This window comes from Mucilaginibacter frigoritolerans (assembly GCF_007830615.1).
In the GTDB taxonomy this organism is placed as follows: domain Bacteria; phylum Bacteroidota; class Bacteroidia; order Sphingobacteriales; family Sphingobacteriaceae; genus Mucilaginibacter; species Mucilaginibacter frigoritolerans.
On record NZ_VLLI01000001.1, the window covers coordinates 416,343 to 430,295 of the forward strand.

At 35.7% G+C, this 13,953-nt stretch carries 12 protein-coding genes; 4 read left to right on the forward strand and 8 right to left on the reverse strand.

Going from position 1 to position 13,953, the window contains the following annotated elements:
- Nucleotides 1-47: 47 nt before the first annotated feature.
- From JN11_RS01730 to JN11_RS01740, 3 genes are all read right to left on the reverse strand, one after another.
- On the reverse strand, nt 48-614 hold the full coding sequence (locus tag JN11_RS01730; protein ID WP_211360614.1) for an L-threonylcarbamoyladenylate synthase: 567 nt from the start codon (nt 612-614) through the stop codon (nt 48-50).
- Nucleotides 607-1,596 carry a glycosyltransferase family 9 protein gene (locus JN11_RS01735; RefSeq protein ID WP_144909014.1) on the reverse strand — a complete coding sequence of 330 codons (990 nt, stop codon included), beginning with the start codon at nt 1,594-1,596 and terminating at the stop codon, nt 607-609. Before JN11_RS01735 ends, JN11_RS01730 begins: the two co-directional genes overlap by 8 nt.
- Before the next feature lie 103 nt (nt 1,597-1,699).
- Entirely contained in the window at nt 1,700-2,515 is an 816-nt protein-coding gene (locus JN11_RS01740) for a 2,3,4,5-tetrahydropyridine-2,6-dicarboxylate N-succinyltransferase (protein WP_144909016.1), read from the reverse strand.
- A gap of 137 nt (nt 2,516-2,652) precedes the next feature.
- On the opposite strand from JN11_RS01740, the gene JN11_RS01745 reads away from it, so the two are divergent.
- The 3 genes from JN11_RS01745 to JN11_RS01750 all read left to right on the forward strand — a co-directional run bounded on the left by JN11_RS01745 (nt 2,653) and on the right by JN11_RS01750 (nt 4,907).
- Nucleotides 2,653-3,054, forward strand: coding sequence for an RNA-binding S4 domain-containing protein (locus JN11_RS01745; protein ID WP_144909018.1), 402 nt, complete (start codon nt 2,653-2,655; stop codon nt 3,052-3,054).
- A gap of 178 nt (nt 3,055-3,232) precedes the next feature.
- Complete coding sequence (locus JN11_RS24315; RefSeq protein WP_170227672.1) at nt 3,233-3,403, forward strand: hypothetical protein; 171 nt, start codon at nt 3,233-3,235, stop codon at nt 3,401-3,403.
- A gap of 100 nt (nt 3,404-3,503) precedes the next feature.
- Complete coding sequence (locus JN11_RS01750) at nt 3,504-4,907, forward strand: undecaprenyl-phosphate glucose phosphotransferase (RefSeq protein ID WP_144909020.1); 1,404 nt, start codon at nt 3,504-3,506, stop codon at nt 4,905-4,907.
- A 19-nt stretch (nt 4,908-4,926) separates the two neighbouring features.
- Here JN11_RS01750 and JN11_RS01755 read toward each other — a convergent pair whose 3' ends face one another.
- Both JN11_RS01755 and JN11_RS01760 read right to left on the reverse strand, forming a co-directional pair.
- Complete coding sequence (locus tag JN11_RS01755; RefSeq protein WP_144909022.1) at nt 4,927-5,406, reverse strand: nucleoside deaminase; 480 nt, start codon at nt 5,404-5,406, stop codon at nt 4,927-4,929.
- A 70-nt stretch (nt 5,407-5,476) separates the two neighbouring features.
- Nucleotides 5,477-6,067 carry an OmpH family outer membrane protein gene (locus JN11_RS01760; protein ID WP_144909024.1) on the reverse strand — a complete coding sequence of 197 codons (591 nt, stop codon included), beginning with the start codon at nt 6,065-6,067 and terminating at the stop codon, nt 5,477-5,479.
- A 208-nt stretch (nt 6,068-6,275) separates the two neighbouring features.
- Here JN11_RS01760 and gyrB point away from each other — a divergent pair, with 208 nt between their 5' ends.
- Nucleotides 6,276-8,234: a DNA topoisomerase (ATP-hydrolyzing) subunit B gene (gene gyrB / locus JN11_RS01765; protein ID WP_144909026.1), complete on the forward strand. Its 1,959-nt coding sequence runs from the start codon at nt 6,276-6,278 to the stop codon at nt 8,232-8,234.
- Nucleotides 8,235-8,285: 51 nt separating this feature from the next.
- Here the strand turns inward: gyrB and JN11_RS01770 are convergent, their stop codons facing one another.
- The 3 genes from JN11_RS01770 to tamL all read right to left on the reverse strand — a co-directional run bounded on the left by JN11_RS01770 (nt 8,286) and on the right by tamL (nt 13,947).
- The gene (locus JN11_RS01770; RefSeq protein WP_144909028.1) at nt 8,286-8,726 is read right to left on the reverse strand and encodes an aspartyl protease family protein; all 441 of its coding nucleotides are present in this window, start codon (nt 8,724-8,726) and stop codon (nt 8,286-8,288) included.
- 51 nt (nt 8,727-8,777) lie between these two features.
- Nucleotides 8,778-11,432: a PAS domain S-box protein gene (locus JN11_RS01775; protein WP_144909030.1), complete on the reverse strand. Its 2,655-nt coding sequence runs from the start codon at nt 11,430-11,432 to the stop codon at nt 8,778-8,780.
- Between the two features lie 220 nt (nt 11,433-11,652).
- Entirely contained in the window at nt 11,653-13,947 is a 2,295-nt protein-coding gene (gene tamL / locus JN11_RS01780) for a translocation and assembly module lipoprotein TamL (RefSeq protein ID WP_144909032.1), read from the reverse strand.
- Nucleotides 13,948-13,953: the final 6 nt, after the last annotated feature.

Below are 13,953 nucleotides of genomic sequence, written 5' to 3' on the forward strand. Positions count from 1 at the left end.
AGATTTGTTTTAAGAGAATGGTAGAATAACTCTTAATCTTAATCAATTTATTTCCTGATAAATTCAAATCTCCCATCGGGCGCAAGCCGCATTATGGTTGAGGGTGTTTTGATTTCCATATCATATTGATCCAGATCAACAACATAATCAACCCCATCAATTATCTCAGAATCAATTTGTGAAAAATATTGTGGAGATGGTTTACCACTTATATTAGCTGATGTTGATACCAGCGGTTTGCGCATTCTTTGTATCAATTGCTCACAAAAATGGTGTTTTACAATTCTGATTCCAATACTGCCATCATTACTGATTAGTGCAGGTGAAATGTTTTTAGCCCCGGGCATAACCAGTGTTAACGGGCTTTCAGCGTATTCAATCAAATCAAAAGCTAATGGGTTAACATTGCTAACATAGCTTTCCAGCTTATTTGCTGTATCTAATAGAATTATCATGCTTTTAGCTTCGTCCCGCTGTTTAAGGCTATAAATTTTCTTTACAGCTTCTGTATTAGTGGCATCACATCCTATACCCCAAATGGTATCAGTAGGATAAAGGATAATACCGCCATCCTGTATAACTTTAAGTGCTTTGGCAACTTCTTCTCTAAGCATTTGGCAAATATAAGCTCATTGTATCAATGATTGTTAATTCATCTATCAATTGCATACATTTTGGAATATCATACAGCGGGCAAACATTCTTAACACAAGGCTCACAATTCAATTTTCCGTAACGTATAACATTCAGGTTGTGCTTGTTGTATGGCGCTGTATTATATTCGTTGCCTGCTCCAAATAAAACAATAGTTGGTGTGCCAACACTATTAGCTAAATGCGCAGGACCTGAATCGGTAGTTAATACTGCAGCAGATGATGCCATCAATTGGCTTAAACCAACCAAATCAGTTTTGCCGGCCAGGTTTTCAATGCGATCTTTATTTTGCGCACTATCAATTATTTGTTCAACAAAAGCACTCTCTTTTGGCGAGCCAATGAATTTGAAGGTTATATCCGGAAAGGTATTTGTGAGCGAGTTTATCAAGATATGCGCTTTCTCAACGGGCATTCTTCTGGATAATGCCTCTGAATTGAAATTAACCAGCACTTGTTTTTGATTTATTGGTACAGAGTTTTCAATAAGTAGCCTTACCGATCTGTTATTGATTTTTTTACCCGAAAATTGTTCCAGCAATGATAGGTATTCATCAACCCGGTGAACATTCACTGGTTTTTTATACAAATTGGTGAAAAGTAAAAAACTACCATCTTTATTAAAGCCTATGCGCTTAACAGCTCCGCTTGCCCACCCCAATACTGTTGATGAAAGGGAAGTGGGAAGGTTGAAAAACAGGTCATACTTTTTGGCCTTAAGTGTTTTACCAAAACGAAATGCCCCGCGCAGCCCTTTATATTCCTGTTTTGAAAAAGGATAAACAGTATTTAGGCCTGAAATAAGTGCAGCAAGACCAGAGAGCTCTTTTTTTACAATAACATCAACCAAAGCATCAGGATAAGATTGTTTAACGGCATTAATAAAGGCAGTGCTCATTATTACATCACCAAGCCAGTTTGGCAACCTTATCAATATTTTCATATGTATGAAATGAAGTATTTAGTGGAGAACCGTAAATAATGAACAAAAAGAAATGAGCAGACAATTATGGAATTGTCCGCTCATTTTTATTCAATTATTATTTTTATACCGCAACGTTATTTTCCCTTAAAGCGTCATTTAAGGAAGTTTTTTTGTCGGTTGATTCTTTTCGTTTTCCTATAATTAAAGCACAAGGTACCTGGAAATCGCCTGCGGGGAATTTTTTGGTGTATGAACCAGGAATTACTACAGAGCGTGCAGGCACATGACCTTTATATTCAATCGGTGTGTCGTGCGTTACGTCAATAATTTTAGTTGAAGCTGTTAATACAACATTTGCACCTAAAACCACTTCCGATTCTAAATGTACACCTTCAACAACTATTGCCCTTGAACCTAAAAAGCAATTGTCTTCAATAATAACGGGAGAGGCTTGTACCGGTTCCAATACACCGCCAATGCCAACGCCCCCGCTTAGGTGAACATGCTTTCCGATTTGGGCGCATGAGCCTACAGTTGCCCAGGTATCAACCATAGTCCCCTCATCAACAAAGGCGCCAATATTAACGTATGATGGCATCATAATAACACCTTTCGCTAAATGCGCCCCATAGCGCGCTATGGCATGTGGTACCACACGTACACCTGTTTTTGCATAGTCAGTTTTTAGTTTCATTTTGTCATGAAAAACAAACGGGCCTACTTCAATTTCTTCCATTTGCCTGGTTGGGAAATATAAAATCACAGCTTTTTTTACCCAATCATTAGTATGCCATCTTGAACCAATTAGTTCGGCAGCACGTAAATTGCCTTTGTCTAACTTTTCAATAACAGTATCAATTGCATTGATATATTCGTTGTAACGTAACAGGTTCCTGTCTTCCCAGGCCTCTTCAATTAATTTTTTCAGGTCTTGCATCAATAAAAAACTTTTGGCAAATTAAAGGAATTTTAAGTGAATTTGCTTGTTGATTGTTTAAACGGGTTCACCTAATCTTGAATAACCGAACCAAATATCGTAATTAAATAAAACTTTGTAAGTTTGAACTTCAAATTATGCCGGAAAAGGAAAAATTAAGAATAGATAAGTACCTGTGGGCAATTCGGATATTTAAAACCCGTACATTGGCAGCTGATGCCTGTAAGGCCGGAAGGGTAAAGTTAGATAGCCAAAATATCAAACCATCCCACGAAGTAAGGGTAGGTGAAATTTACCAGGTATCAAAAGGTATAGAACGTAAAGTTTTGAAGGTAACAGGTTTGCTTGAACAAAGGGCAGATGCTAAAACTGTGATTGATTTTTACGAGGATATTACTCCTGTTGAACAAACACAGGCTTTTAAATCGATGTTTCATGCTCCTATTTTAAAACGCGACAGAGGAACAGGAAGACCAACAAAAAGGGACAGGAGAGAAATAGATGATTTGAAAGATGATTTTTTTGATAAAAAGAGTTGAAATTCCGTTTATTTCGTTATTTTTCTCAATTAATTTATAGTTGGTAATTGTACTAATAATCAAACACTTATTATTCAATAATCGTTTTATTAAATAAATGATTTCGTTATTTTTAGGAAGAAATTATACTTTTGATAGAAATGTAGTAGAAAAAATCTTAATATGAAACATTAATATTATGAAAAATAACCTCTACCGTAACTTATTCACTCAACCTTGTCTTAATCCCACTGATAAGCATCCGGTTGGTAAAAAATATAAAATGACTTTATTTGATATCTACCTGAAGAAATATTTGAATCCTTTCATTCCCAATATTCCACAAAAACAGGCATTAAACTTAACTTAATAAAAGGCATCTTATTAAGTTAAAATGAAACCTTAACTTGCAGCACAATACCATTGTTAATATTGAGGCCATTTAATGGTACCATAATTTAACGTTTTAAATGATAAACAGACATACTACTTTTTTTAAAGCTCTAAATCTTGCTACTGATTATCTTATCTTAAACATAAGTATGATTTCTACTTATTTTATAGAAGATAAATCAACTGTTTATTGGGTCAATAACAGAAGGTATTTGCCTATTGTATTGGTATTTAATTTGATATGGTTACTCTCTGCAAATATTTCGGGCTTATATGAACAAGTTTTAAACAGAGACTCTATTAAAACTTACCGAGTAGTTATAAAAACATACTTGCTTTTTGTAAGCTTTATATGTTTTACTATTCTTATTTTAATTGGGACGGAAGCTTATTTTATAACCCGTCAATATTTATTTTACTCCCTTGCACTTTTTGGATTTCTCTTGGGCTTTTGGAAACTGATTTTCCTTTTAATGCGCAAAAGTGAAAGGGCTTCGTTAATTGATGCCCGCGACATTATTATTGTTGGTGCCGGGCGTATTGGGTATGATCTTTACAATTTCTTTAAGCAAAACCCTGATGCAGGTTACGTAACACTTGGTTTTTTTGATGATAACCCTGAAAATATTAGAGAAAATAATTTGTTTTTAGGCGGTACAGATAAATGCATTGAATATGTGATGACGAATAAAGTAGATGAGATTTTTTGTACTTTACCTTTATCAGAGTCAAAAACCATTGAGAAATTAATGTTGGATGCAGATAAAAACCTGATCCGGTTTAAGTTTGTTCCTGAATATTACGATTATGCAAAAAAGCCAACTTATATACAAAGTTTTGGCCATATACCTATTATATCGGTTAGAACCGAACCTTTAGAAAACCTTTTGAACAGATCAATAAAAAGATTTTTTGACATTGTTTTTTCTCTGTTTGTAATTGTTTTTGTGTTTAGTTGGCTGTTTCCCATTTTGGCGTTAATAATTAAACTTGAATCAAGGGGGCCGGTCTTTTTTACACAAATAAGATCTGGAAGAGATAATAACCCTTTTAAATGCTATAAATTCAGAAGTATGCGGGTTAATAATGATGCTGACCAAAAGCAAGCAACCCGTAATGATCAACGTATAACTAAAACGGGCGCCTTTTTAAGACGAACCAGTTTGGATGAATTGCCACAGTTTTTTAATGTATTAGGGGGAAATATGTCTGTTGTAGGTCCCAGGCCTCATATGATAAGCCACACCAGCCAATACTCTAAATTGATTGACAGGTTTATGGTAAGACATTTTCTTAAACCAGGTATTACAGGCTGGGCACAAATAAAAGGCTTACGCGGCGAAACCAAAACAGTAGATGCCATGCTTAAGAGGGTAGAAGCAGATGTTTGGTATCTGGAAAACTGGTCGTTTTTACTTGACCTCAAAATTGTATTTCTTACTGTTAGAAACTCCTTAAAAGGAGATGAAAACGCGTTTTAAGGAGTTAGACTTACACTGCCTAATAAGGTGTTTTAAAATCAGAAGTTTCCCATATTTTAAATGCATTTATCGCTTCTTTTGGCAGTAACTGAACAAAAGGAAGTTTGCGCTTATCCATATCCAATTCTAATTCAGAGTAGATAAAGAAATCATCAAAGCCAATATTGGCTGCATCAGTTTTGGTGTTAGCATAGTAAATTTTATCAATGCGGGCCCAGTATATTGCTCCCAGGCACATTGGACATGGTTCGCAGCTGGTATAAATTTCACATCCCGATAAATTATAAGTTTCTAACTCTTTACATGCAAGTCGTATTGCAGCTATCTCAGCATGGGCTGTCGGATCATTTTCTGCCATTACTCTGTTAGCACTTCGGGCAATTACCATATTATCCTTAACAATTACTGCACCGAAAGGGCCACCATGATTGTGTTTTACATTATATTCCGATAGCTCAATAGCCATCCTCATAAAATTTTCACCTGTCTGGTTTTCCATTTTCTTTTTAAATTAAAAAACCTCAACTAATAGCTGAGGTTTTTTGTTCGTAAATAAATATAAGTTACTATTATTTTTTATCTTTTGAATAAGCATCATTAAGCCTTTTGGCTACATCAGCAGTGACATCTAAACCTGGATCTCCGTATAGTACGGTAGGGTTAGCTTTTGAATAAGTTAAAACTAATTTATAGCCTTTTTCTTTAGCATAGCTTTTTATAAAGTCAGCAATTTTATCATAAAGCTTTGTGTTTTCACTAGCCTGATCATTTTGGAACTGAGCAGTTGCATTTTGCTGATAGCCTTGTAACTCCTGTTGTTCACGTTGTAAACGTTGTTCGGTGCTTTGACGTTGATCAGCAGGCATAGTGTTGGCACCTTTTTGATATTCAGCCACTTCGCGTTGAAAAGCCTGTGTCCTTGAGCCAACATCATTTTTAGCACTATTAGCTTTGTCCTCCAAACGTTTAGACATATCTTTATAGTAATCATACTTAGCTAACAAAGTATCAGAATTAACAAATACAATGGTTTCTTTATTTGGAGTAGCCGGGTTAGCAGTGGCTTTATCATCTGTTTTAGGTTTATTGCATGCTGCTAAGCTGCCGGCAAGTAACATACCTAATGAAATTTTTGTAAAAATAGAAGCCTTAGTTTTCATTTTGCGAATAATTGATTTTTGTTGCCGACCCAATGGCTGACATGAATGTTTTATTGTTTAAATCTTAAAAAATTTTGACAAAGATAATCTTTCATGTCAAGTATCCTAATGTTTTGACTTAGGTTGTTTATATAGTGCCATTTTTATCCACAATTGCTGTAATATAGGTTAAAATTCGTATTTTTGAAGGTTATTGTTTTAACCAGATATGAGCGAAGAAAATCAAGATAAATCAAATTACTCAGCAGATAATATACAGGTTTTAGAAGGTTTAGAAGCGGTTCGTAAACGGCCGTCGATGTACATTGGTGATACAGGTTTTAAAGGCTTGCATCACCTGGTATATGAGGTTGTTGATAACTCCATAGATGAGGCTTTAGCCGGTCATTGTGACACTATAAAAGTTATAATACAAAAAGATAATTCAATTTTAGTTTCTGATAATGGTCGTGGTATTCCTACGGCTATTCACACCAAAGAAAAACGCTCTGCCCTTGAAGTGGTAATGACCGTTTTGCACGCAGGGGGGAAATTTGATAAAGATACTTATAAAGTTTCCGGTGGTTTGCATGGTGTGGGTGTAAGTTGCGTTAATGCACTTTCCACACATTTAACTGCTCTGGTTTACCGTGAAGGTAAAATTTGGACACAAGAGTATGAAAGAGGTAAGCCAATGTTTGATGTAAAAACAATTGGTGAAACTGAAAAAAGAGGTACTACTATTATTTTTAAACCCGATCCGGAGATTTTTACAATCGGCACTGAATATAAATACGAAACACTTGCTGCCCGTTTACGCGAGTTAGCATTTTTAAATAAAGGCATCCGCCTTTCATTGACAGACGAACGTGAATTAAATGAAGACGGAACACATCCATCTGAAGATTTTTATTCAGAAGGGGGGTTAAGGGAGTTTGTTAAATATCTTGATGGAACCCGCGTTTCATTAATTCCTGAGCCTATTTATATTGAGGGATTAAAACAGGGAATTCCCGTTGAACTGGCTTTACAGTACAACGATACTTACTCAGAGAACGTACACTCTTACGTTAATAATATTAACACTATTGAGGGTGGTACTCACGTAGCCGGTTTCCGCAGGGGGTTAACCCGTACATTAAAGGCTTATGCTGATAAATCGGGCTTGCTTAAAAATATGAAGATTGAAATTACGGGTGATGACTTCCGTGAAGGATTAACTGCTGTAATTTCGGTAAAAGTTGCTGAGCCTCAGTTTGAGGGCCAAACCAAAACTAAATTGGGAAACAACGAGGTAATGGGTGCGGTTGATATTGCGGTAGGTGAAATTTTAGGTAATTACCTGGAAGAAAATCCTAAAGAAGCCCGGATGATAGTGAATAAGGTAATACTTGCTGCTACCGCCCGTGCCGCTGCCCGTAAGGCTCGCGAAATGGTTCAACGTAAAAACGTAATGAGTGGTTCGGGTTTACCTGGTAAGCTTTCGGATTGTGCTAATAGTGACCCTTCATTATGCGAACTATATCTTGTGGAAGGTGACTCGGCAGGTGGTACTGCCAAACAAGGTCGTGACCGTGAGTTTCAGGCTATTTTACCTTTAAGGGGTAAAATTTTGAATGTGGAAAAAGCCATGGAGCACAAAATTTACGAGAACGAGGAAATAAAAAATATGTTCACAGGTCTTGGTGTTAGCATTGGTACACCAGAAGATGACAAGGCTCTTAATATCAGTAAATTACGTTATCACAAAATTGTGATCATGACGGATGCTGACGTGGATGGATCGCACATTACCACTTTGATACTGACCTTCTTTTTCCGTTACATGAAGGAGTTAATTGAATTTGGATATATTTATGTTGCTTCTCCTCCACTTTACCTTGTTAAGAAAGGTAAAGAACAAGAGTATTGCTGGACGGAAGAACAACGTGATGCTGCAGTACAAAAATTAAAAGGCGCAGGTAAAGAAGATAGTGTACATATTCAGCGTTATAAAGGTTTGGGTGAGATGAACGCCGAACAATTATGGGAAACAACCATGAACCCGGCAACACGTACCTTAAAACGTGCCAGCATTGAAAATGCCGCTGAGTGTGACCATACCTTTTCTATGCTAATGGGTGATGAAGTAGGCCCGCGTCGCGAGTTTATTGAGAAGAATGCAAAATATGCAAGGATAGATACCTAGAAATTATTCATTTTAATATTTTAAGGCCCTGTCAGTAATTATGACAGGGCTTTATTTTTTTAATATCAACTGTTTATCCCCGTAATTAATAACAGCTTTATATTTCATTAAAATATCTCCTCCTAATACCCCTAAAACTTCTTGATGGCCTAATTGACGATAGGCAATATTTATGGATGACAAATCAAGTACTGCAACTTCAAATTCATCAATTAATAAGTCGCCGATACATAGATCCGTAATAAGGGCAGTAGAAGAGGCCATGCTGTTTGTACCTAATCCTGTGGATAGCCTGTCGCTTATGTTAAGTATTGTATTTTCTTCTGTCAGTAAAAGCATCGTTTGATCAAAAGCTGTTTTTGAAGCGCCTGTATCTAAAACCAGCGTAAAATGTTTTCCAAAAAGGGTTACTTCAATTAAAGGATGGAAGCCATCGTCATGCAAATCAATAATATGTAAGGGGGTAGTGAAACTTTTTTTCCGGCCGGGCATTTCTGATTAAAAGTTAAGAGTGAGTAATGAAATAGTTAATGCAAAAACGGATTATTCGATAATTTCGTTATCCGAAGCTTCTTTAGCCATTTCAACAATTATATTGTCCATTCGGTGCAGCTCGGTTCTAATGTGGTCAAAAACTTCGGTATCTGATGGTTCATCTTTTAGCATTTCAAACAGTCCCTTTAAATTTGCAAGCGGGCTTCTAACCAGGTGCGATTGTTTCCAGGCCATGTTTTTTATGCTGTTAATATGGTTCTGTATTCTATTGTAGGCGCTTTTTAAGTCTTGTTCGGCATTTTTTCTTTCAGTAATGTTATATAATGACATCAGCATACCTATTATGTCTTTACTGTCATTAGTTATAGGGAATAGCCTTACGTCATACCAAAATACAGAGCCATTAATCTGGGGGTAATCAATTTCGTAAGTAATCGTTTTGCCTTTAAGAACTTCTTTTGAAAAACTATTGAACTGGGGGAATTTTTCTTTTGGAAAATAGTCAGTAAGCCTGTCACTTTTTTCCGGAAAGTGGTGATATTGTTCATTAATAAATTCTTCAGATTTATGATTAAAGGCAATAACTTTTAAATCAATATCAAACAGAGCATAAGCGGTATCAGTAGTATTTAAAATGGCCTTTAAATTGGCTTCTGATTTTTGGAGTGACTCTTCGGCTTTGAGCTTTTCAGTAACATCAATAGTCATAGATAACCTTACCGGCCGACCTTCAAAAATAATATCATAAGCTATTATATTTACATATATAATGGAGCCGTCTTTTTTAAGATGTTTTACCACCCTTAAATTATCAGAATAATTCATTTGTTGCAGATAATCTTCTAGCTGATCTTCCTGGTCTTCCTCTGGTCTTAAAGTTTTTATATTAATCTTCAAGGCTTCTTCCTTGGTATAGCCATAATGATTTGCTGCAGCGTTATTTACATCAATTACGGTTTGATCATCTTTCGCAATCATCCACATTGGCATAGGATTACTATCAAAAAGCAACTTATATTTCTGCTCAGATGATTTTAATTCTTCTTCGGCTTTTTTTCGTTCAGTAACATCAATCATTGAACCTATAATTGTTGGCTCATTTCCTATAATAGCCCTGCTTCCGTAAAATTCAACCCAATTTGAATCACCATTTTTCTTCCGGCCCATAGCCTCGTAGTGAACGCTTTCAACTTCGCCAGTCATGCGCCGCATTACATGTTCATTGGCTATAGCCCTGTAACTTTCTTGAAAAACTATCTCTATATCAATTGTATTTATCAATTCCTTAGGCGTATAATCAAAGATTTCAGCAAACCTTGGGTTTACGTAGATGAACTTGTTTTTTTGAACAATGTATACCCCTACAATTGATTTTTCTGCTATCGTTCTAAATTTCAACTCAGCTTCTCTGAGTTCTTTTTCTATCTTTTTTCGATCGGTTACATCCCGCGCAATAACCATGATACGATCGTCAACAAATATTTTTACATTTATTTCAACAGTAAATGGCTGGCCATTTTTAGTAACAAATGTTCTTTCACGGATAACAGACTGTCCTGTATTGTGCATGCTTTTGGGTAATGGATCTATTTTTAACTCATCCGGATCAACTATATCCTCTATATTTAATTTTAAAAGTTCATCGCGGCTATATCCCATCATTTTACACATGCTGTCGTTTACATCTGTAAAGTTTCCGTTAAAATCCAATACATAAATAGCATCCGAAGCTTGTTCAATAAGAGAATGATATTTTTCTTCACTTCTTTGAAAAGCGGTAGTTCGCTCTTCAATACGTTTTTCAAGTTGGGTGTTGATTAGTTTTATTTCTGCTTCAGCGTCTGACCTTTTTTTATCAATATTATTTAGCCATTCGGCCATATTCCATATAAAAAGAAGACTTATCAGCAAAAACAATATTGCGAGTATGGAGATTTCTATATCAATAGATGAAAATAAGCTGAAACTGGGTTTATGAATTATCATTAAGCCAAATAGCATAACCATAATTAGCAATAAAACATAAAAACGTTTAGCCACTCTATTGCCAACCTGTTTTCCAGTAAATAAATGGGTAATGCCTATTGAAGGATTTAAAAGTGAAGCAGCAATTGATAATATCAGGAAAAGAATGGCAGTATGAGATGCCATTGAGTTTACATAGAATATGGCATAGAATAAAGAAATGCCATATGAGTAACCAATTAAGGCGAAAGCCGAAAGAAAGGTGACTAAATTAAAAAGAAACTGCGCAATAATAATGAATGAACGTTTAGGAATGGTTAAAGCTAAAAAGCCTGTTGCCATTAAAATAAAGTTAATGGAAGTATTAACAGCCATACGGCCGGGGTGAGGATAATTAGGTGATTGTTTGGTTTTATCAAAAACAAACAATTGGTCAAGCCCACTATTAAAATGGAAAAAATCCTGAGATAAGGTTATCAGGCCGATTATAAGTGTTAAAGATGACAATATTAAAAACAGTGTTGTTTTGTTTTTTGATATGTTGTATTGGGTAAATAATAATGCAAAACCCAGTAACAAAAAGCATAAAGCCGGATTGAATTTTATGCTATTAAAATCAGGGAATATTTTTTGAAGGGCTGGAATGTTGCTTACCCAATCTGTCATTACAATTCCGGCTGCAACTATTGTAATTAAACTGATAGTTATAATAATTGTGTTTCTATGCAGGCTGTTCATTAAAAAAGCTTAGTATCAAACATTTAATAATATAAAGGGCCAAAGAAGCCTTGCACATCAATAATTACAATATAAGCTACTAAAATTAGTATTTAAATTAACTTATACGTCAAACTATTATTAAAAAGTTAACAAAAACAGATAAAGAAATTTAAGATAAATTGAATTAAATTAACAATTAGGTATTTAAATATTAAATTCTGATGCGATATAGTTAAAATTAGAAAGGGTAGCCAATGGCTAGGTTATAAACCAGGTTTTGGGATCGCCATGTTGAACTTCCGAAATCGATTTTGTCAATAACTACACGCTGTCCCAAGGGTAAGTTTGGCTCAACAATAGGAAAGCCGACATCCAGGCGTAAAATAAGTACGGTAAGGTTAAAACGTAAGCCTGCGCCGGCATCTGCTGCTATCTGACTTAAGAAATTCTTTCCAAATGCAGCTCCCGGCTGATACGGATTGCTTCTCATTAGCCATATATTCCCGGCATCAGCAAATAGCGCACCTTCTACTATACTGAATAACTTGGGGCGATATTCTATGTTTCCTTCAATTTTTATATCGCCAGATTCATCCGGTAAAAAGTTGGTTCCTTGCGTAAGTTCTTCAGGTATACTATATGAGCCAGGTCCTATTGAGTGGGCCTGGAAACCACGTAAGCTATTTGAGCCGCCTATAAAAAATTGCTGAGAATAGGGTAGAACAGTTGAGTTGCCATAGGGTATACCTACATCAACCATGAAACGCATAGCTAGCTTACTGTTAGGTGTAAGTTTATGAAAAAACCTGATTTCATTTTCCAGTTTTATGTACTGATCAAAAGGGGTTCCGAAAATTTTACCCACTTTCCCCTTCAATGTATCGGCCCCGGTAATTATCCCGTACAAATTTGCCGATAAACTTATCTTGCTGTTATAATATAAGGTGTTAGTGCGGAGCGATTCATTGGTATTTGTCCATGTATAACTATAAGAAGGGCCAAAAGTAAATTGACGATTGATAACATGTGCAAGCGCGGGATTACGCGTTTTTTCGATGCTGTCTTTATATAATTGGGTTACATTTTCTGGATCAACAAAGGTTACAGTTAATAGTTCCAGATCCTCCTGCTTATGCACATTGGGTTTCCATTGATAACCATAGGATACGTTGAATGAATTTAGCGTGTATAACTGAGTACGGTTAATCAACGTGTAACCAGTGGTTAAAACTGTTCGCGGAATATAAGCGTTATTAGAAGCAAAGTTAAAAGGCCAGATAAACCTTGGCCAAGAAATGGACGGTTGTAAACCTACCTGGTAAACATTATACCCGGAGTTATATTTACCGAACTGAACATCCGTACTACCAAATAAAGTTACTGTTAGTAATTCGGCTCCTTTAAATAAGTTTCTATTTTTAAAGCTCAAATTAATCTGCGCGCCCTCATAATTGGCAGATGTTTGGCGGCCAACCAGATCAACCTGAAGTGATTTTTTCTTTTGTTGGGTAAGGAAATAGTAAATATCAAGTTTAGCTGAATCGGGTGTTACATCCTCAAACCTGTTTTTAACAAATTTAAAGGGGCCTAATTCAATGAATCTGCTTAGTGAATTATTATGCTGTGTGCGGTTATATATATCATTCGGGTGCAACAGCACTGTGTTTTCAAAAGTATAGGGCTTGTATTCGTTTTTAGGATCTATTACATTGTACCAGCGGTATTTTATTGCAGAATCTAATTTTAATGAGGTGTCTTTTAAAGAGTAATGTGGATAAACGTAAATGTTTCTTACAGAATAAATCCAGCGAGCCTCATCTGGTGTGGCGTCTTTTACTTTTACAAACAAATCAACCTGGTGGCCAGCAACTGTACTATCATAGCGCATAATCAGGTCATCAGGTGAGAAATAGAAAAACCCCTCTTCTTTTAAACGGGCATCAATCCGGATCCTTTCATTTTTTATAATATCAAGATTATACTTATCCCCAACTTTTAATAATGACTGGGCTGATGTGCCCTTAACAGCGGTATCCAGATCATCATTATTATTTGGGAATTCAACTTTACGATAATGATATGCAGGTCCTGTTTGGGCTGTATAAACAGCTTTTGCGGTTTTCTTTTTCCCAATAGTATCGCCAGTTACCTGTGCTAAAAAGTAGCTTTCGTTTTGTAACCTGTTTTGTAAAATGCTACTGTTTTTGTCCAGATCAACTGTACTTACCAATACCGGCGGTTCGCCTAAATGAGTGTTCAAATAATGTTTTAATCCGCTTTTTTTAGTGGTTTTTGTTTTTTCATAAATATATAGTTTAACCCTTAAGCCAAGTATGCTGCCATTAGGTTTGGGGCGCAATAAAGCTTCCAATTCCGTGCTTAATTCTTTAGCTTCGCTCTTTTTTATGTTTTTATCATCAATTTTTACCGTTCCGCCAGTATATAGCTTTTGCCCAGGAGCTAAATACTTTGTGGTACTGCACGCACTTGTTAAAACAATAAAAAGAATAAATAAATACCTGATTTTGGCCATGTTTTA

Excerpts from the sequence above, each read along its gene's own strand:
- JN11_RS24315 (WP_170227672.1), top strand. The coding sequence starts at position 3,233 with ATGAAAAATAACCTCTACCGTAACTTATTCACTCAACCTTGTCTTAAT.
- JN11_RS01750 (WP_144909020.1), top strand. The coding sequence starts at position 3,504 with ATGATAAACAGACATACTACTTTTTTTAAAGCTCTAAATCTTGCTACT.
- gyrB (WP_144909026.1), top strand. The coding sequence starts at position 6,276 with ATGAGCGAAGAAAATCAAGATAAATCAAATTACTCAGCAGATAATATA.
- JN11_RS01775 (WP_144909030.1), bottom strand. The coding sequence starts at position 11,432 with ATGAACAGCCTGCATAGAAACACAATTATTATAACTATCAGTTTAATT.
- JN11_RS01755 (WP_144909022.1), bottom strand. The coding sequence starts at position 5,406 with ATGGAAAACCAGACAGGTGAAAATTTTATGAGGATGGCTATTGAGCTA.
- JN11_RS01730 (WP_211360614.1), bottom strand. The coding sequence starts at position 614 with ATGCTTAGAGAAGAAGTTGCCAAAGCACTTAAAGTTATACAGGATGGC.
- JN11_RS01740 (WP_144909016.1), bottom strand. The coding sequence starts at position 2,515 with ATGCAAGACCTGAAAAAATTAATTGAAGAGGCCTGGGAAGACAGGAAC.
- JN11_RS01770 (WP_144909028.1), bottom strand. The coding sequence starts at position 8,726 with ATGCCCGGCCGGAAAAAAAGTTTCACTACCCCCTTACATATTATTGAT.
- JN11_RS01745 (WP_144909018.1), top strand. The coding sequence starts at position 2,653 with ATGCCGGAAAAGGAAAAATTAAGAATAGATAAGTACCTGTGGGCAATT.
- JN11_RS01735 (WP_144909014.1), bottom strand. The coding sequence starts at position 1,596 with ATGAAAATATTGATAAGGTTGCCAAACTGGCTTGGTGATGTAATAATG.
- tamL (WP_144909032.1), bottom strand. The coding sequence starts at position 13,947 with ATGGCCAAAATCAGGTATTTATTTATTCTTTTTATTGTTTTAACAAGT.
- JN11_RS01760 (WP_144909024.1), bottom strand. The coding sequence starts at position 6,067 with ATGAAAACTAAGGCTTCTATTTTTACAAAAATTTCATTAGGTATGTTA.